The 16533-nt window shown below is 65.5% G+C and carries 17 protein-coding genes and 1 pseudogene; 12 read left to right on the forward strand and 6 right to left on the reverse strand.

Going from position 1 to position 16533, the window contains the following annotated elements:
* The first annotated feature begins 48 nt into the window (after positions 1–48).
* The 4 genes from ACYRGX_RS15360 to ACYRGX_RS15375 all read left to right on the forward strand — a co-directional run bounded on the left by ACYRGX_RS15360 (position 49) and on the right by ACYRGX_RS15375 (position 2644).
* The gene (locus ACYRGX_RS15360) at positions 49–615 is read left to right on the forward strand and encodes a DNA-J related domain-containing protein (RefSeq protein WP_473056705.1); all 567 of its coding nucleotides are present in this window, start codon (positions 49–51) and stop codon (positions 613–615) included.
* Positions 616–725: 110 nt separating this feature from the next.
* Positions 726–1325, forward strand: coding sequence for a Yip1 family protein (locus tag ACYRGX_RS15365; protein WP_473053327.1), 600 nt, complete (start codon positions 726–728; stop codon positions 1323–1325).
* Positions 1326–1440: 115 nt separating this feature from the next.
* Positions 1441–2106 (forward strand): Yip1 family protein, encoded by a 666-nt coding sequence (locus ACYRGX_RS15370; protein WP_473053328.1) that lies wholly within the window; start codon positions 1441–1443, stop codon positions 2104–2106.
* A 43-nt stretch (positions 2107–2149) separates the two neighbouring features.
* On the forward strand, positions 2150–2644 hold the full coding sequence (locus ACYRGX_RS15375) for a SprT family zinc-dependent metalloprotease (protein ID WP_473053329.1): 495 nt from the start codon (positions 2150–2152) through the stop codon (positions 2642–2644).
* Between the two features lie 3 nt (positions 2645–2647).
* Here the strand turns inward: ACYRGX_RS15375 and ACYRGX_RS15380 are convergent, their stop codons facing one another.
* Both ACYRGX_RS15380 and ACYRGX_RS15385 read right to left on the reverse strand, forming a co-directional pair.
* Positions 2648–3991, reverse strand: coding sequence for an ATP-binding protein (locus tag ACYRGX_RS15380; protein WP_473056706.1), 1344 nt, complete (start codon positions 3989–3991; stop codon positions 2648–2650).
* Between the two features lie 2 nt (positions 3992–3993).
* On the reverse strand, positions 3994–4671 hold the full coding sequence (locus ACYRGX_RS15385) for a response regulator (protein WP_473053330.1): 678 nt from the start codon (positions 4669–4671) through the stop codon (positions 3994–3996).
* A gap of 120 nt (positions 4672–4791) precedes the next feature.
* On the opposite strand from ACYRGX_RS15385, the gene ACYRGX_RS15390 reads away from it, so the two are divergent.
* Entirely contained in the window at positions 4792–5457 is a 666-nt protein-coding gene (locus ACYRGX_RS15390) for a DUF502 domain-containing protein (RefSeq protein ID WP_473056707.1), read from the forward strand.
* Here the strand turns inward: ACYRGX_RS15390 and ACYRGX_RS15395 are convergent.
* Both ACYRGX_RS15395 and ACYRGX_RS15400 read right to left on the reverse strand, forming a co-directional pair.
* Positions 5452–6621, reverse strand: a complete 1170-nt coding sequence (locus ACYRGX_RS15395) for an MFS transporter (RefSeq protein WP_473053331.1) — start codon at positions 6619–6621, stop codon at positions 5452–5454. The genes ACYRGX_RS15390 and ACYRGX_RS15395 overlap by 6 nt on opposite strands.
* Before the next feature lie 31 nt (positions 6622–6652).
* Complete coding sequence (locus tag ACYRGX_RS15400) at positions 6653–6943, reverse strand: DUF1883 domain-containing protein (RefSeq protein WP_473053332.1); 291 nt, start codon at positions 6941–6943, stop codon at positions 6653–6655.
* Positions 6944–7124: 181 nt separating this feature from the next.
* On the opposite strand from ACYRGX_RS15400, the gene ACYRGX_RS15405 reads away from it, so the two are divergent.
* From ACYRGX_RS15405 to ACYRGX_RS15425, 5 genes are all read left to right on the forward strand, one after another.
* The gene (locus ACYRGX_RS15405; protein ID WP_473053333.1) at positions 7125–8174 is read left to right on the forward strand and encodes a GGDEF domain-containing protein; all 1050 of its coding nucleotides are present in this window, start codon (positions 7125–7127) and stop codon (positions 8172–8174) included.
* 38 nt (positions 8175–8212) lie between these two features.
* Positions 8213–9247: an RNA methyltransferase gene (locus ACYRGX_RS15410; protein WP_473053334.1), complete on the forward strand. Its 1035-nt coding sequence runs from the start codon at positions 8213–8215 to the stop codon at positions 9245–9247.
* 112 nt (positions 9248–9359) lie between these two features.
* Positions 9360–10004 carry a glutaredoxin 2 gene (gene grxB / locus ACYRGX_RS15415; protein WP_473053335.1) on the forward strand — a complete coding sequence of 215 codons (645 nt, stop codon included), beginning with the start codon at positions 9360–9362 and terminating at the stop codon, positions 10002–10004.
* 43 nt (positions 10005–10047) lie between these two features.
* On the forward strand, positions 10048–10359 hold the full coding sequence (locus tag ACYRGX_RS15420) for a thioredoxin family protein (RefSeq protein WP_473053336.1): 312 nt from the start codon (positions 10048–10050) through the stop codon (positions 10357–10359).
* Positions 10360–10383: 24 nt separating this feature from the next.
* Entirely contained in the window at positions 10384–10593 is a 210-nt protein-coding gene (locus ACYRGX_RS15425) for a DUF2970 domain-containing protein (protein ID WP_473053337.1), read from the forward strand.
* Between the two features lie 122 nt (positions 10594–10715).
* On the opposite strand, the gene exaC is transcribed toward ACYRGX_RS15425, so the two are convergent.
* Positions 10716–12236 (reverse strand): acetaldehyde dehydrogenase ExaC, encoded by a 1521-nt coding sequence (gene exaC / locus ACYRGX_RS15430; RefSeq protein WP_473053338.1) that lies wholly within the window; start codon positions 12234–12236, stop codon positions 10716–10718.
* Positions 12237–12317: 81 nt separating this feature from the next.
* Positions 12318–13373 (reverse strand): annotated as a pseudogene (locus ACYRGX_RS15435) (methyl-accepting chemotaxis protein); the annotation flags it as partial.
* Positions 13374–14213: 840 nt separating this feature from the next.
* Here ACYRGX_RS15435 and ACYRGX_RS15440 point away from each other — a divergent pair.
* Both ACYRGX_RS15440 and ACYRGX_RS15445 read left to right on the forward strand, forming a co-directional pair.
* A complete protein-coding gene (locus ACYRGX_RS15440; RefSeq protein ID WP_473053339.1) occupies positions 14214–15524 on the forward strand; it encodes a methyl-accepting chemotaxis protein in 1311 nt (436 codons plus the stop codon).
* A gap of 106 nt (positions 15525–15630) precedes the next feature.
* Positions 15631–16482, forward strand: a complete 852-nt coding sequence (locus ACYRGX_RS15445; RefSeq protein WP_473053340.1) for a DMT family transporter — start codon at positions 15631–15633, stop codon at positions 16480–16482.
* The last annotated feature ends 51 nt before the right edge of the window (positions 16483–16533 follow it).

Genomic DNA, 16533 nt, shown 5'->3' on the forward strand with positions numbered 1-16533 from the left:
CCATCCGCACGCAATCGAAGCGCCACGCGTCGCGCAATGCCAGCCATGATGGACGCGCTCAGCGAGGCGATCCTCACGCGACTGCGCCACGCCCCCCAGGGCATCGCCGAATACCCGCTGCTGCAGCACCTGCGCCAGCAGGGTCTGCTGCCGGCGCTGAGCCTGGGCGACAACCTGGCGCTGTTCCGCACGCATTTTCGCCTGTTCAACGCGCTCTACCGGCTGCGCGACCAGCTGCACGCCGAAGGCACACACAGCCTGCAGATCAGCCCGCTGTGCATCGCCTTGCGCCCTTACCTGCCGGGTCACGATGCGCTCGCCAGCAACGATCCCCTGCGCGACTACTACCTGGACGAACAGCAACTCGAGGATACCGACGAGGACGACGTGGATCGCCTGCTCAAGGGGCTCTGGCAACGGCTGGATGCCTGCGCTGCCCGCGACGAAGCCCTGCGGGTACTGCAGCTCGATGTCCACAGCGCGCCGGACTTGGCGACCGTTCGTCGGCGCTATCGCCAACTTGCCGCCCTGCACCACCCCGATCGCGGTGGCGATGCGGAGCACATGCAACACCTCAACCAGGCGATGGAAATTCTCTTGCGCTATTACCGCTGACGGTGCTGGTCCAAAACACTCTAAGCCTCGCCATTTCTGGGCTGCAGCCACTTCTATACTGCGACACAAGGTCGCACAAAGCGACGCCAGCAGCGATACAGGAGACGACCATGATCCAGCACCTCTGGGGCTTGTTCGCCCACCCCGACCGGGAATGGCAAAGCATCCGCGGCGAAGAGCAGAGCATTAGCCGGATGTATCTCACCCACGTACTGTTCCTTGCCGCCATTCCGGCGGTGTCCGCCTATATCGGCACCACTCGGGTTGGCTGGGACCACGGCAGTGGACTGGTGGTCAGACTGACCGAGGCCAGCGCGCTGCAGATGGCGGTGCTGTCCTACCTGGCGATGCTTGCCGGGGTCGCCTTCATGGGTGCCTTCATCCACTGGATGTCCCGCACCTACGACGCCAGCCCCAACATTGCTCAGTGCCTGTGCTTCGCCGCTTATACCGCTACCCCGCTGTTCGTCGGCGGCCTGGCGGCGCTGTATCCCAACCTCTGGCTGGCGATGGCGGTCGGCACCATCGCCGTGTGCTATACCGCCTACCTGCTGTACGTCGGCATTCCCACCTTCATGAACATTCACCGCGACGAAGGCTTCCTCTTCGCCAGTTCGGTGCTGGCCGTGGGCCTGGTGGTGCTGGTCGCGATGATCGCCGCCTCGGTGATCTTCTGGGGCGTCGGCTTCGGGCCCATGTACACCACCTGAGACGGATTCGACGAACGGCCCGCCAGACGGGAAACCGCTCCACCCTCCTCGCCTCCAAACAGGTAGACGCCCGCGCCTCGCGGGCGTCGCCTGCCAACGCTGCGAGGAAATCATCATGCACAGCCATGTCGTCACGCTGCTACACAGCCCCGACCGGGCTTGGAGCGAAATCCGCTTCGACGAGGAACGCAAGGACACCCAGTACCTGCGCGACCTGCTACTGATGGCTCTGGCGCCTGCGCTGGCGCTGTTCTTCGGCACCTGGCTGACCGGCTGGAACCTGGTCGGCGTCGAACGCACCACGCTGGCCTTCGCCAGTGCGCTGCGCCTGAGCATCCTGTTCTATCTCGCAACCCTCGCAGGCGTCGCCGTGATGGGCGCACTGCTGCGCTACATGACGCGTGAGCAAGGCATCCGTCCGTCGCTGCACCAGAGCGTGGCCTTCGTCACCTACCTGTGCACGCCCTTCTTCATCGCCGGGCTCTTCGCGCTCTATCCCAGTCGCTGGCTAGCCATCGCCGTGCTGCTGGTCGCCGGCCTGCACGCGAGCTACCTGATGTACCGTGGACTGCCGGTATTCCTCGGCTTGACCCACGAGAAACGCTACTTCTACGGTGCCTGCCTGTGGGGTGCGGGATTGCTGGTGATGGTCACGCTGATGGTGTCGATGATCCTCTACTGGACCCTCGGCACCCAGCCGGAATATCAGCGTGGCGTCGAACAGGACCAGGCCTATCCGACGCAGGAAGAGCGCCCACGCGAGGTTCCTCCGCAGCTCTAGGGCATAATGGCGAATTCGCGTACGTCACAGTCACCGCTCCGCCATGCCCGAACACCTGCAGCAAAAGGTCGAGGCCTGCTATGCCCAGGCCGAAGCCTTCTTCCAGCGTCGCTTTCCGCGCCCCGAGGTGAGCCTCGCCCTGCGCGGCCTGAAGGCAGGGGTCGCGCATCTGCAGGAGAATCGCCTGCGCTTCAATGGGCGACTCTATCGGGAGAATCGCGAGCACTTCCTGCAGCAGACCGTGCCCCACGAGGTGGCCCATCTGGTGGCCCACCAGATGTTCGGCGGGCGCATCCGCCCCCACGGCAAGGAATGGCAACTGATCATGCGCGGGGTATATGGGCTACCCCCCGACCGCTGCCATCACTACGAGGTACAGCGCGCGCCGCGTACGCTCTACCTGTATCGCTGCGACTGTCCCGACGGGGAATTCGCCTTCACCGCACAGCGCCACGCGCTGGTGGGCAAGGGGCGCCGCTACCTGTGCCGACGCTGCCGTGGCGCGCTGGTCTACAGTGGCGAACAACGCGAGGAATAGCGGCTAAGGCAGACTCACACGAAAGCGCGCGCCCCCCAGCCGCGACTCGTCCAGCTGCAGCTCGCCGCCGTAGCTTTCGAGGATGTCCTTGACCACCGCGAGGCCGATACCCTGCCCCGGATGCTGGCCATCCAGTCGTTCGCCACGCTGCAGGATGCGCTGGCGCTGCTCCGTGGGCACCCCGGGACCATCGTCTTCGATGACGATCTCGCAGACGCCCGCCTGCCAGCGTGCACCGATGCGCACCTGGCTGATGCACAGGCGATAGGCGTTTTCCAGCAGGTTTCCGAGCAGCTCCATCAGCGCCGCCTGCTCCATGGGCACCTGCAGGTCATCCGCCAGCGCCAGGGTCAGATTCACCCGCTTGCCGTGGTAAACCTTGACCAGCGTGCTGCAGAGCTGATCGAGCAACGGTGCCAACGCCACACGGTGGCGAATCAGGCCGCTGTGGCCCAGGCTCGCACGTTGCAGGTGATAGCCGATCTGCTGGCTCATGCGTTCGATCTGCACGCGCATCACCGGCGCTTCGGGACGCCCTTCGCCGGCGAGGTCGTCGCTGAGATTCTGCAGGACGGCCAGCGGCGTCTTCAGGCTATGCGCCAGATCGCCCAGCGAATGCCGATAGCGCTCGCGCTGACGGCGCTCGCCGTCGAGCAGGCGGTTCAACGAGCCGGTCAGGCGCAACAGTTCGCTGGGGTGTCGATCGCTCAAGCGTTCGCTGCTACCGCGCTCGATGCCATCGAGCTCGGCGCCGATCCGTCGCAGCGAGCGAAAGCCCAGGGTCAGCCCGAGCCAGAGCAACCCGAGCAAGGCCAGCAGGCCGCCGCCCAGCCACAGATAGAGCTGGTCACGCAGGCCGACCAACATGCTGCGGTACTCACTGGTCGGCTGCATGGTGATGAAGCTGAACCGCCCTGCGTCGCTGTTGCCCAGGCTCACTTCCACGTCGTAGACGAAGTACTCCTCGCCGTCGCGGTCGCGCGCCAGGAGGAACTCGGTGCCCCGGCCGTCGTAGCGCGGCAGGTAGTCCACCGACTCACCGTAGGCCGAGCGCGACTGCCAGACGAGCCGTCCCCAGCGATCGTGGATGAAGCCCAGCAACTTGGCGTCAGGCAGGTTGAATGCCTCGTCGGGCAGTCGATCGGGCATCAGCAACTGGCCATCGACGATGCGCGCCGAACCGATCAGGGTGGAAACGTCGGCGGCCAGGCGTTGCTCGATGACGTCATCGAGGGTGCGTTCGAAGGACGCCAACTGCACCGACAGTAGCGCCAGCATGAACAGCACCGCCAGCACGGCGGCACCGGCCATCAGCCGGCCACGCAGGGAAAAGCCGCCGGACGGCATCCTCAATGGCAACGCTCGGTGAACAGGTAACCCAGGCCACGCACGGTATCGATCGGCCGTTGCCCGCTGGCGGTTTCCAGCTTGCGCCGCAGGCGCCCGACCAGGACCTCGATGACGTTGGGATCACGCTCGGCACCGTCGGGATAGAGCTGCTCCATCAGCTGGTCCTTGGCGACCACCTGCTGGTGATGCAGCATCAGGTATTCGAGGATGCGGTATTCATAGGCGGTCAGGCTGAGCACCTCGCCGCCACTGCTGGCCTGCTTGCGATTGAGGTCCAGGGACACCGAATCGGATGCCACGCTCTGCTGGGCGAAGCCCGACGAGCGCCGTAGCAACGCCTTCAGGCGTGCCTCGAGTTCCTCGAACTGGAAGGGTTTGACGACATAATCGTCGGCACCACTGGCCAGCCCCTCGACCTTGTCCTGCCAGTTGCCCCGGGCGGTCAGCACCAGGATCGGGAAGTTCAGCCCAGCATCGCGCAGGCGCTGGATCAGTTGCATTCCGCTCATGCCGGGCAAGCCCAGATCGACCACGGCCACGTCGTGGCGAAACGCCTCGACGCAGCGCAAGGCCTCCTCGCCGCTGGCCGCAGCATCGGCCACGTGTCCGAATTCGCAGAGTCTCGTCTGCAGGTGATGGCGCAGCAGCGCCTCGTCTTCGACCACCAGTACTCTCATCTCACTCCCCACAAGGGTCTGTTCGCAGCCCCGCCTGAGCTCTATCCTGCCGCATCGGCTCTGAATGCCGCCTGAACATTCGCGGACATCCCGTACCTTCCGGAGCAAAGCACACGCATGCTGATCAAGAAAGGCGTCCATTCCATCGTCACCACCTGGCTTGCCGGGCTTCTCGCCCTGCTGCCACTGGCGCTGACATTACTGCTGGTGAGCTGGCTGGTCAGCCTGCTCAATCGCTTCGCCGGCCCCGCGAGCGAGGCCGGACGCGTCTTCTCTGCCCTGGGTCTGACACTGGTGAGCAACCCCTTGCTCGCCTACCTGATCGGCACCCTGGTGCTGATCGCCGCCATCTACCCGCTGGGCCTGGCCGTACAGCTGGGCCTCAAGCGTCCGCTGGCGCGACTGGTCGACTTGACGCTGCGGCGCATCCCGCTGCTGGGCAACCTGTACAACCTCGCCGATCGCTTCGTCAGCCTGCTGGACAAGAAAGAAGACGCCGATATCGCCGCCATGAGTCCCGTATGGTGCTCGTTCGGCGAGGACGCTGCCAAGGTCCTGGCACTGATGCCCAACCCCGAACCGGTCGACATCGAGGGGCAGCCGCACTACGCCGTACTGATCCCCACCGCGCCGATTCCGATTGGCGGCGGGCTGATCTACCTTCCCGTCGACCGCGTCAGTCCCGCGCAGATCGGCATCGATGCCTTCACCAGCATCTACGTCTCGATGGGCATTACCCCGCCGCCGACGCTGCGCAACCTGGTTCCGGCGGAACCGACGTCATAGCCGTCCGGCGCGCCAGCCCGCAGTGACGAACAGCAGACTCAGCAGGCTCAGTAGCGGCAACCATCCGGCGTGTTCCCAGACCCAGCCGCCGCAATAGCCGACCAGGCTCGAGCCCAGGTAGTAGGCGCACAGATAGAGCGCCGAAGCCTGGGCTCGAGCGCCCTCGGCACGCTGTCCGACCTGGCCGCTGGCCACCGCATGGGCGGCGAAGAAGCCCAGGGTAACCAGGCCCAGGCCGAGCACCACCATGCCCAGCCAGGGCGCGGCGCAACAGGCGACCCCCGTCAGCATCAGCGCCACGCCACCGCGCAGCACCCGTCGCGCACCGAACCGTGGCACCAGGCGCCCGGCCCAGCCGGCGCTGAAGATGCCGATCAGGTAGACCGTAAAGAGCAGGCCGATGACCGTCGAGGACAGGCCGAACGGCGCCTGCGCCAGGCGGAAGCCGGCGTAGTTGAACAGCGCCACGAAGCCACCCATGAGCAAAAAGCCCTGGGAGAACAGCACCCGCAGTGGGGGATTGCGCAGGTGCATCGCGAAGTTTCCCAGCAAGCCGCGCAACGAGAGCGGCTGGGCGCGAAAATGCCGGGAGGGTGGCAACAGCCAGAGAAACGCCAGCAACGCCGCCCAGCCCAGACCGGCGATGCCGCCCAGGGCCAATTGCCAGCCGCCCAGATCGCTCAGCAGGCCAGCGAGCAAACGCCCAAGCAGCCCACCCAGGGCCGTGCCGCCGATATACAGGCCCATTGCCGCAGGCAGCGCCTGCGGGTCGAACTCCTCGCCGACGTAGGCCATCGCCAACGCCGGCAGACCACTCAAGGCCAGTCCCAGCATGGCGCGCAGCAGCAATAGGGTGGACCAGGACTGTACGAGCACGCAGGCCAACCCGAGCAGGCTGGCCAGGCCAAGTGCCGCGGCCATCACCGGCTTGCGCCCCCAGCTCTCGCTCAGTGCCCCGGACAGCAGCAGGCAAACGGCGAGGCTCAAGGTCGCCAGCGACAGCGCCAGGCTGGCACTGGCAGGGGAAACCTGGAAGTACTCGGCGAGCGACGGCAGCAACGGCTGCACGCAGTAGAGCATCGCGAAGGTGGCAAAACCGGCACAGAATAGCGCCAGGGTGGCGTGACGGTAACCGGCGCTGCCCTTGTTCAAATAAGCAGACATGTGTTCGGGAAACTCGGAGTACGCCGCCGGCTCAGCGCGAACGACGCACGATGCGGATGCTGTGCTCCAGCGTGGGCTTGCGCGTCACGCTCGCGGCGCGACGGGTCACCGTGTCCAGGGTGATGTTCCAGTAACCGCTGCTGGGCACGGTGATTCGCGCGGGGAAGCGGTCGAACGCGCCGCCGTGGTAGGTATGCCGACCACCGTTCTTGAAGGCGCGGAAGTTCGCATCGTTCATCAGGCGGATGTTGCAAGGCTGCGAGCACTGGATGATGACCAGATCGCCCTCATCGAGTTGTTCGCGTTGATGGATGAACTTCATGGACACCGCTCTCCCGGCAAAGGGTGCAGAGCATACCCGCAGCGCCCGCAGGCGTCACCGCAGAGCGTCGAGGATTCGCCGAATGGGCCGCCAACGGCTAAACTGGCGCCCCGCTGGACATGCCCGGCACCTGTTCCCATTTTCGCTCGCAGCGTACCCGCTTGCCATCACGGATCCCTCGATGATTCCAGTACTCGAAGGCACCGAACGCCAGAAGCGCCTCGTCTTCAAGGGGCTGGTGTGGATCACCTTCGTCTGCGGCCTGGGCTTTGGCGTGCTCAACGCCTTGCGCGAGCTGTGGCTATTGAGCCTTTGCGAGCTGGCCTATGCGGCTTTCTCCGCCTCACTGCTACGCATCATCGAGCATACCCATCACCTGCGACGCTGGGCGATCATCTATCTGATGCCATTCTTCGCGATCATGTTGTTGGCCATCGCCACGCCGGAAGCCACCTTCACCATGTTCGCCTGGATCCAGACGATTCCGATCATCTGCTACCTGCTGCTTGGCCTGCGCTCCGGGCTGCTGATGAGTCTGCTGTTCGTCATCCTGGGCGTGTTGCTCTACGCCCGCACGCACCTGGCAGGCGACATACTGGACCAGCTGGCGCTGCTCGGTAACGTGCTGATCTCCTCGCTGGCGATCATGGTGTTCTCGCACTTCTACGAGCGTGGCCGCCTGGAGAACGAGCAACGCCTGATGCAGCTCGCCAGCACCGACGTGCTCACCGGACTGTGCAACCGCATGCGCTTGCAGGAAATCTTCGACCGCGAACGCGCCCACGCTCGACGTAACGCACGGCCGCTCTCACTGGTGATGCTCGATATCGATCATTTCAAGCAGGTCAACGACCGCTACGGCCATCAGGCGGGGGACAAGGCACTGCAGCATTTCAGCGACGCACTCTCGGGTCGCCTGCGTGAAAATGATCTGTTCTGCCGGCTCGGCGGCGAAGAGTTCGCCCTGTTGCTTCCCGGTGCCGATGCGCAACAAGCCACTGCGCTGGCCGAGGAGCTTCAGCAGCGACTGGCGGAAACGTCCCTGGAGCTGGAGCGGCAAAACACCACCCTCACCTTCAGTGCCGGCGTCGCGAGCCTCGGCCAGGATGGCCAGAGCCTGGATCAACTGCTGCATGCCGCCGACCAGCGCACCTACGCTGCCAAGCGTGCCGGGCGCAACCGTGTCTTCTCCGCCGCGACAGCCCAGCTCGAATCGCTGGCCCCGCAATAGTGTCCTGCTCATGCGGCTGATGATAGGATCGCCGGCCCATGCGTATCCCCGACCTCTACCAGCAGCTCGCCGACCACGGCGCCAAGCCGCGCCACATCGACCGTATCAGCCGAGCCTGGCTGCAAGGTAGGCCGCTGGACGCCTGCACCCGTCGCCAGCAGGCCGAGCACTTCCTGCCGTTGAGCCTGCGCCAGGCCCTGCCCGAGCTGAACCAGCGCTTCGAAACGCTCGCCCAGATGGAGTCCAACCACCCCGCCAGTGATGGCTCGGCGCGTCTGCTGGTGCGCCTGGCCGATGGACAGCGAGTGGAAAGCGTCCTGCTGCCGCGCGATGGCCTTTGCGTCTCCACCCAGGTCGGCTGCGCCGTCGGTTGCGTATTCTGCATGACCGGCAAGAGCGGCCTGCTGCGTCAGGTCGGCAGTGCCGAGATCGTCGCCCAGGTCGCACTGGCGCGACGTCTGCGCACCGTCAAGAAGGTGGTATTCATGGGCATGGGCGAGCCCGCGCACAACCTCGACAACGTCGTCGAGGCGATCGACCTGCTGGGTCGGGACGGCGGCGTCGGCCACAAGAACTTGGTGTTTTCCACGGTCGGCGATCCCCGCGTTTTCGAGCGTCTGCCGCGCGAGCGGGTCAAGCCGGCGCTGGCACTCTCGCTGCACAGCAGCGATGCCGCCCGCCGCCGCCAGCTCCTGCCCAAGGCGCCACCGCTGAGCCCCGAGGAACTGGTCGAGGCCGGTGAACGCTACGCCCGGGAGACCGCCTATCCGATTCAGTACCAATGGACTCTGCTGGCCGGGATCAACGACGGCGACGACGAACTCGAAGGCATCCTGCGACTGCTGCACGGCAAGTACGCGGTACTCAACCTGATCCCCTATAACGCCCTCGAAGGGGACGCGTACCGTCGCCCTAACGGTGAACGCATCGTGCAGATGGTCCGCCACCTGCACAGCCGCGGCATCCTCACCAAGGTGCGCAATTCAGCGGGGCAGGACGTTGACGGTGGCTGCGGCCAGTTGCGCGCGCGCAGCGAAGCGCCCCTACGCATCCGGCATCGCCAACTGCCGTGAAATGACCAGCATCGGCGCGATCCATGGCAGAATGCCGAATCACGCCGGTTTTCGTGGCCGTGCCAGGCACGCTGCCCGTCGCGACTCCGGCCATAGGGCCTAGGAGTCTGCGATGAAGCTTTACCAGTACGATCACTGCCCGTTCTGCCTGCGTGCCGACATGCTCGCGAACTACAAGGAAGTGGCGCACGACAAGGTCTACCTGCTCAACGACGACGAAGCTACCTGCTTCGCGCTGATCGGCGCCAAACAGGTGCCCATCCTGCAGTTCGACGACGGCACCTGCATGGGCGAGAGCCTCGACATCGCCCACCGCCTGGACGAGATCGGCAATCCGGCTCGCCCCATGCGGGCACGCAGTGACATCGACGCGACGCTGCAGGCGCTGGAGGCCGTGCGGCCGGCGATCAGCGGGCTGCTGTTCCCGCGCAACATCGCCCTCGGCCTGCCCGAGTTCGCCACCCAATCCGCCCGCGACTATTTCCAGCGCAAGAAGGAGCAGATCCTGGGTTGTTCGTTCGACGAAGCCCTGGCGCGCAGCAATGAATTGCGCATCCTCGTCGAGCAGTGTCTGGACGGTTTGCCCCCGCTACCGACGGTCGAGCATCTGCTCGGCTGGGACGACGTGATGCTCTACCCCACACTGCGCAACCTGAGCATGGTGCGCACCTTGCGCATGCCCGGTCGCGTTCGCCAATACCTGGAGACCGTCGCCGCCCTCACCCGCACGCACCTGTACTTCGATCGGGCCATCTGAGCGTCGCGGCACTGGGCGGCTATCGCCCCATCGAGGTAAATACATGTCCAACGCCTATCAGAGCCAGGCCCCGGAACGCACCTGGATCGATAGCCAGCAAGGAGCGCTGATACTGGAGTTCGGCACCGACTGGTGCGGACACTGCCGCGCCGCCCAGCCGCTGATCGAAGCCGCGCTCGGCGCGAACGTTACCCATTTGAAGATTGAGGACGGTAAGGGGCGTCGCCTGGGTCGCTCCTTCGGGGTCAAGCTCTGGCCTACACTGATCTTCATGCGCGACGGCGTCGAAGTCGCACGACTCGTCCGCCCCGGTAGTCGGGCCGAAATCGAGCAAGCGCTGCAATCTGCCCTCTGACGCGCGAAAGCCATGGAGGTGTCCGTGAACGACGATCCCAAACAGCCCCTGCGCCTGCGCGAACTGGCTCAGAGCCTGGCCGCTGCAGCGTTGGGCGTCCAAAGCGCGCGCAACCGTGCCCGAGACTTCAGCCGCGGACGCGCCTGGCAGTTCATCGTTCTCGGAATGCTCGCCACCCTGCTGTTCGTTCTGCTGCTACTGGGACTGGTCCAGATCATCGTGCATCTGGCCTAGGACTGGATGTGCCGCTAGCGCTCGCTTGCGGCAAAGCCCTCGCCCCATGACGAAGCGAGGGCTTGCGCGGGATCGGCAAGCGGCCCATGCACAACGCGCTTGCCCATCCGCATGAGCGATGTCTAGAAGAAGCCCATCGGCTCGGTGCTGTAGCTGATCAACAGGTTCTTGGTCTGCTGGTAGTGGTCGAGCATCATCTTGTGCGTCTCACGGCCCACGCCCGACTTCTTGTAGCCGCCGAATGCCGCGTGCGCCGGATACATGTGGTAGCAGTTGGTCCACACCCGACCCGCCTTGATCCCACGACCCATGCGGTACGCGCGGTTGATGTCGCGCGTCCACAGGCCCGCACCCAGACCGAACTCGGTGTCGTTGGCGATCGCCAGCGCTTCGGCCTCGTCCTTGAAGGTCGTCACGCCCACCACCGGGCCGAAGATCTCTTCCTGGAACACGCGCATCTTGTTGTGCCCCTTGAGCAGCGTCGGCTGGATGTAATAACCGTTGGCCAGGTCGCCCTGCAGCGATTCGGCGGCGCCGCCGGTGAGCACTTCGCAACCCTCCTGCTGGGCGATGTCCAGGTACGAGAGGATCTTCTCGTACTGCTGCTGCGAGGCCTGCGCGCCGACCATGGTGTCAGTGTCCAGCGGGTTGCCGCGCTTGATCGCCTTCACCTTCTTCATCACCGCCGCCATGAACGGCTCGTAGATCGATTCCTGCACCAGCGCGCGCGACGGGCAGGTACACACCTCGCCCTGGTTGAAGAACGCCAGCACCAGGCCTTCGGCGGCCTTCTCGATGAACGAGGGCTCGGCCTGCATGATGTCTTCGAAGTAGATGTTCGGGCTCTTGCCGCCCAGCTCCACGGTGCTCGGGATGATGTTCTTCGCCGCGCAGGAGAGGATGTGCGAACCCACCGGGGTGGAGCCGGTGAAGGCGATCTTGGCGATGCGCGTGCTGGTCGCCAGCGCCTCGCCCGCTTCCTTGCCAAAACCCTGGACGATGTTGAGCACACCCGGCGGCAGCAGGTCGCCGATGATCTCCGCCAGCAGGGTGATCGACAGCGGCGTCTGCTCGGCCGGCTTTATGATCACGCAGTTGCCGGCCGCCAGCGCCGGGGCCAGTTTCCAGGCCGCCATCAGCAGCGGGAAGTTCCACGGGATGATCTGCCCCACCACGCCCAGCGGCTCGTGGAAGTGGTAGGCGGCGGTGTGTTCGTCGATTTCCGCCGCGGCCCCTTCCTGGGCGCGGATGCAGCCGGCGAAGTAGCGGAAGTGGTCGGCGGCCAGCGGGACGTCGGCGTTGAGCGTCTCGCGAATGCCCTTGCCGTTGTCCCAGGTCTCCGCGACGGCGAGTTTCTCCAGGTTCGCCTCGATGCGGTCGGCGATCTTCAGCAGCACCAGCGAGCGCGCCTGCACCGAGGTCTTGCCCCAGGCATCGGCGGCGGCGTGCGCGGCATCCAGCGCCTTGTCGATGTCGGCCGCGTCGGAACGGGGAAACTCGGCGATCACCGAGCCGTTCACCGGCGAGGTGTTGACGAAGTAGTTGCCGTGCACCGGAGCGACGAATTCACCACCGATGTAGTTGCCATAGCGCGGTGCGAAACTGACCACCGAGCCCTGGGTACCGGGTTGTGCGTAGATCATGTGAGGCCTCTTGTCGTTGTGTCGATAAAGTCCCGCGTGAGTCCCATGGCAGAGCGGGAGCGAACCGTAGAAGCATAGGCGTTATGCAGCGCGCTCGCCTCCGCCATTGGTAGTAGACGCAGCCTCGGGCCGGTAGCCCAGGCGCAAGCCACCCCAGTGGCGCCCCTGCACCCGGATCGGCACCGAAAGGTCGTGCATCAGCTCGCCGGTATCTCGGGTGTAGGTCTGCAGCAGCAACGGCTGCTGGTGGCTGCCGCAGCGCGCGCCGGTGCGGTCGTTGAACAGCCGCTTGCTGCGCGCATGCACGCGATCGTGGGTCGGATCTCCCGTCGGCGGCCGGGCAAAGACCCGGTTATGGGTCGGCACATAACCGTCCGGGGTGCAGGCGATGGCGAACACCAGGCCTTCGTGCCGCTGCAGCAGCGGCTCCTGGATTGCCGGCAGGACCTCATCGGTATAGCGATCGAAACGGGTGGTGAAGCGAGGGGGCTCGCTGCCGGCCTGCAACTGGTAGTCGCGATCGAACAGGTCTTCGGGACGGATGCGTCCGGCCTGCAAATCGGCCTCGAAGCGCGCGGCAATCGCCGCCGCTCCCTCCAAGGCCAGGGCATAGACCCGCTGATGATAATCGTCCAGACCAATCACCGAGAGTCGCTCGCTCAGGTGCTCGCTCTGGCGCTCCAGTTCTCTGGCGGACTCCGCGACGTTCTCGGTCTGCTCCTCGCACACGCCAAGATCGCTGCGCACCTGGGCCACCGCCGCGAACAGCGCATCGAGTTGCGCGCGGTTGCCATCGACACCCGCGGCAATACCACGTACCCGTTCTTCCACATCGCCCGCGAGTCCGGCGATGTTCTGCAGGCGCTCCCCGGTGTGCTCCACCGCGCCGACGCCCGACTCCAGGTCGGTGGACAGACGGCGAATGCGCTCGGCCACGCTCGCGGTACGGGTCTGGATATCCGTGACCATCTGCCCGACTTCCTCGGTGGCGCTGGTCGTGCGCCCGGCGAGCTGGCGCACTTCGTCGGCGACCACGGCGAAACCACGCCCGTGCTCCCCGGCGCGCGCCGCCTCGATGGCGGCATTGAGTGCTAGCAGGTTGGTCTGCGCGGCGATGGCCTGGATCACCTGGGCGACCCGCTGGATTTCCTCGCTGCGCAGGTTGAGCGCCTCGATTTCCTCGCGACAGGCATTGGCGTTGCCGGTGAAGTCGTGCAGGCGCGCGATGGTGGTGGAAAGCTCCTCGCGCCCCGCCACGCTGCTCTCGCGGGTATGGCTGGCCGCCTCCAGCGCCTGGCTGGAAAACGCCGCCGTGGCCTGCTCGGTGTCTATCATCACCTCGGCACTGCCGACGATGCTGTCAGCCGCGGACAGTTGCGACTGCAACTTGCCGCGCAGGTGCCCGACGGCATGGGTGACTCCCGCCGACGCCAGGGCATTGCGACTGGTCGCATGGGACAGCTCACGGGCCAGCGTCACCAACGGTTCCTGGGCATCCACGGACGCCACATCAGCCGGTTTCCCCTGACGATGGGCCAGCAGCCCCAATGGCAATGCAGCCAGGAGCGAGACCCAGAGAGGCACCCAGTGGCCGTCGGCCAGCAGCACGAGCGCCATGATCGACAGAACCCACACCAGTGGCGCCAAACGGCGAGCGAGGATCGACAGCATGTGACCTCCAAGTCGAGACCGTGCCCCCTACCCATGGCCGGTCTTTTTTCGTTGTAACCGCTGTATACCAGTATCCGAGCCCCCAGCGCCATGCGTCCGATGGTCGAACATACGGGGCTCGCCCGCCCACACCCATTCTCGCGCCAGTCTTCCGACACATGCCGCACGTCATCGGCGCGGAAAGCAAAAAACCGTCGCCTGATAGAAAAATATCATTGAGCCACCAGGCTCAAGGAACTGCCGGAATCGCCGAAACTCTGACTGTCGTTGCCTTCCGCTGTCCTCGTTCCCCCAGGAGTTGTACCCATGTTCAACGGGCCCTTGAAGAAGGCGCTCGCGCTCAGTCATGCCGAACTGAGTCGAGCCAAGCAGTTACACGAAGGTCTGTCCAACGAGGCGGGCGTTTTTGAGCTCGACCGCGAAGGCCGTGTGCGACGGGTGAACGAGCGGGCCGCCGCCATGCTGCAGAGCGAGCCGGGAAAAATCCTGGGACAGACACTCGGGCAGTTGTGCGATGGCTCACGGGACGAACCCGCCAGCCAGCAAATGCTGGAAAGCCTGCGCCAGGGTCGTTCGGCCAGCGGCTTGCTGGGGCTGCGGGCAGGCGGCAACGAACGCTGGCTGCAACTGACGCTGCTCCCCATCAAGGATGAGCAAGGTCATCTCGAAGGCTTCACGCTCATGGGGGTGGATCTCTCCCAGCAAGTGCAGACCGCACGCGAGCATGGCAACCTGATCGAGGCGCTGCAGCGCTCCAACGCGATGATCGAGTTCGACATGCAGGGCAACGTGCTGGGTGCCAACAACCAGTTCCTGTCGACCATGGGCTACCGCCTGGAGCAGATTCGCGGCAAGCACCACAGCCTGTTTTGCCCACCCGGTGACGACCGCACGCCCGCCTACCAGGCGTTCTGGGACCGCTTGCGTCGTGGCGAATACGTTGCCGGACGTTTTCGCCGGATCGATGCGCATGGCCAGGACGTCTGGCTGGAAGCTTCCTACAACCCGGTACTGGATGCCCACGGCAAGCTCTACAAGGTGGTCAAGTTCGCCACCGTGATCAGCGACCAGGTCCGCCGCGAGCAGGAAGTGGTACAGGCCGCGAACATGGCCTTCGAGACGTCACAGCAGACCGACCAGTCGGCACAGCGCGGCGCCGCGGTGGTGCGCGAGACCGTCGACGTGATGCATCGCATCGCCACCCAGATGCAGGAGGCCTCGCACGGTATCGAAGCGCTGGATCACCAATCCCAGCTGATTGGCGCCATCCTCAAGACCATCAGCGAGATCGCCGACCAGACCAACCTGCTCGCACTCAACGCCGCCATCGAGGCCGCCCGCGCCGGCGACCAGGGCCGAGGCTTCGCCGTGGTCGCCGACGAAGTGCGCCAGCTCGCCGGGCGCACCAGCAAGGCCGCCGAGGAGATCGTCGGCGTGGTGGAGAAGAACAAGGACCTCGCCCAGGCGGCCGTAAAGAGCATGGACAGCAGCCGCAGTCAGGCCGAACAGGGTCTGGGACTGGCCAACCAGGCCGGCGAGGTGATCGTGGTGATCCAGGAAGGCGCCCAACAGGTGGTCGACGTGGTCGGCCGCGTGGCCAACCAACTCAAAGCCTAGGTCGGGTCGGAGTTTCGCGTCGAAACCGGGAAAAGCGGCATCCCGCGAAACCTCACCGGCCCCAGGGCTGCTAGTCTGCGGGGACAATCACAAGAAGTCCCGCCCGATGACACCCCGCACCTACCTGCTGACCGCCCTGGCAATGCTCGCCTTTGCCGGCAACTCACTGCTGTGCCGCCTGGCCCTTCGCGATACGTCCCTCGATCCCGCCAGCTTCACCCTGCTGCGCCTGTCGAGTGGCGCCGTGGTGCTGCTGCTCCTGCTGCGCCACCGCAACGGATCCTGCCAGGCGACCGGCAGTTGGGCCGGAGCCATCGCGCTGTTCGTCTACGCTGCCGGCTTCTCCTTCGCCTATACACGTCTCGACGCCGCCAGCGGTGCGCTACTGCTGTTCGGCGCCGTGCAGCTCGGCATGCTCGGCTGGGGCCTGCTGCGCGGCGAACGCCTGGCACCGGGCCAATGGCTGGGCATGCTGGTCGCGCTTGCGGGCGTGCTGACGCTACTGTTGCCCGGTGCCAGTGCACCGCCATTGTTGGCCGCAGGGCTGATGCTGGCAGCAGGCGCCGCCTGGGCCGCCTACTCGCTCATTGGACGCAGCGCCGGTGAACCCCTGGCAGCCACGACGGGCAGTTTTCTGCGCGCCGCGCCTCTGGGTCTGGCAATGGCCGTCGTCTGCGCAGGCCAATTGCACTGGGATGCGCTCGGAGCGCTCTGGGCACTGCTTTCGGGAGGGCTGACCTCGGCACTGGGCTACGCGCTCTGGTACCAGGTTCTGCCACGACTGGGCGCCCTCCGTGCCGCCAGTACGCAGTTGAGTGTGCCGCCGCTGACCGCACTCGGCGGAGCACTGGTATTGGGTGAAGCGCCCAGTGCGCGTCTGCTGCTAGCCAGCCTGGCGATTCTCGGTGGGGTGGCCCTGGTACTCAAGGAACGCAGGCAGCGGGTATCCGGCGACTAAATGACGAACCCCTGGCGAGCGAGGCGGTCAACCGTATGCACCACTCGTCCA

The organism is Pseudomonas sp. R4-15, assembly GCF_055768815.1.

Excerpts from the sequence above, each read along its gene's own strand:
- grxB (WP_473053335.1), top strand. The coding sequence starts at position 9,360 with ATGAAGCTTTACCAGTACGATCACTGCCCGTTCTGCCTGCGTGCCGAC.
- ACYRGX_RS15375 (WP_473053329.1), top strand. The coding sequence starts at position 2,150 with ATGCCCGAACACCTGCAGCAAAAGGTCGAGGCCTGCTATGCCCAGGCC.
- ACYRGX_RS15365 (WP_473053327.1), top strand. The coding sequence starts at position 726 with ATGATCCAGCACCTCTGGGGCTTGTTCGCCCACCCCGACCGGGAATGG.
- ACYRGX_RS15405 (WP_473053333.1), top strand. The coding sequence starts at position 7,125 with ATGATTCCAGTACTCGAAGGCACCGAACGCCAGAAGCGCCTCGTCTTC.
- ACYRGX_RS15385 (WP_473053330.1), bottom strand. The coding sequence starts at position 4,671 with ATGAGAGTACTGGTGGTCGAAGACGAGGCGCTGCTGCGCCATCACCTG.
- ACYRGX_RS15395 (WP_473053331.1), bottom strand. The coding sequence starts at position 6,621 with ATGTCTGCTTATTTGAACAAGGGCAGCGCCGGTTACCGTCACGCCACC.
- ACYRGX_RS15440 (WP_473053339.1), top strand. The coding sequence starts at position 14,214 with ATGTTCAACGGGCCCTTGAAGAAGGCGCTCGCGCTCAGTCATGCCGAA.
- ACYRGX_RS15410 (WP_473053334.1), top strand. The coding sequence starts at position 8,213 with ATGCGTATCCCCGACCTCTACCAGCAGCTCGCCGACCACGGCGCCAAG.
- exaC (WP_473053338.1), bottom strand. The coding sequence starts at position 12,236 with ATGATCTACGCACAACCCGGTACCCAGGGCTCGGTGGTCAGTTTCGCA.
- ACYRGX_RS15420 (WP_473053336.1), top strand. The coding sequence starts at position 10,048 with ATGTCCAACGCCTATCAGAGCCAGGCCCCGGAACGCACCTGGATCGAT.
- ACYRGX_RS15370 (WP_473053328.1), top strand. The coding sequence starts at position 1,441 with ATGCACAGCCATGTCGTCACGCTGCTACACAGCCCCGACCGGGCTTGG.
- ACYRGX_RS15445 (WP_473053340.1), top strand. The coding sequence starts at position 15,631 with ATGACACCCCGCACCTACCTGCTGACCGCCCTGGCAATGCTCGCCTTT.
- ACYRGX_RS15380 (WP_473056706.1), bottom strand. The coding sequence starts at position 3,991 with ATGCCGTCCGGCGGCTTTTCCCTGCGTGGCCGGCTGATGGCCGGTGCC.
- ACYRGX_RS15400 (WP_473053332.1), bottom strand. The coding sequence starts at position 6,943 with ATGAAGTTCATCCATCAACGCGAACAACTCGATGAGGGCGATCTGGTC.
- ACYRGX_RS15360 (WP_473056705.1), top strand. The coding sequence starts at position 49 with ATGGACGCGCTCAGCGAGGCGATCCTCACGCGACTGCGCCACGCCCCC.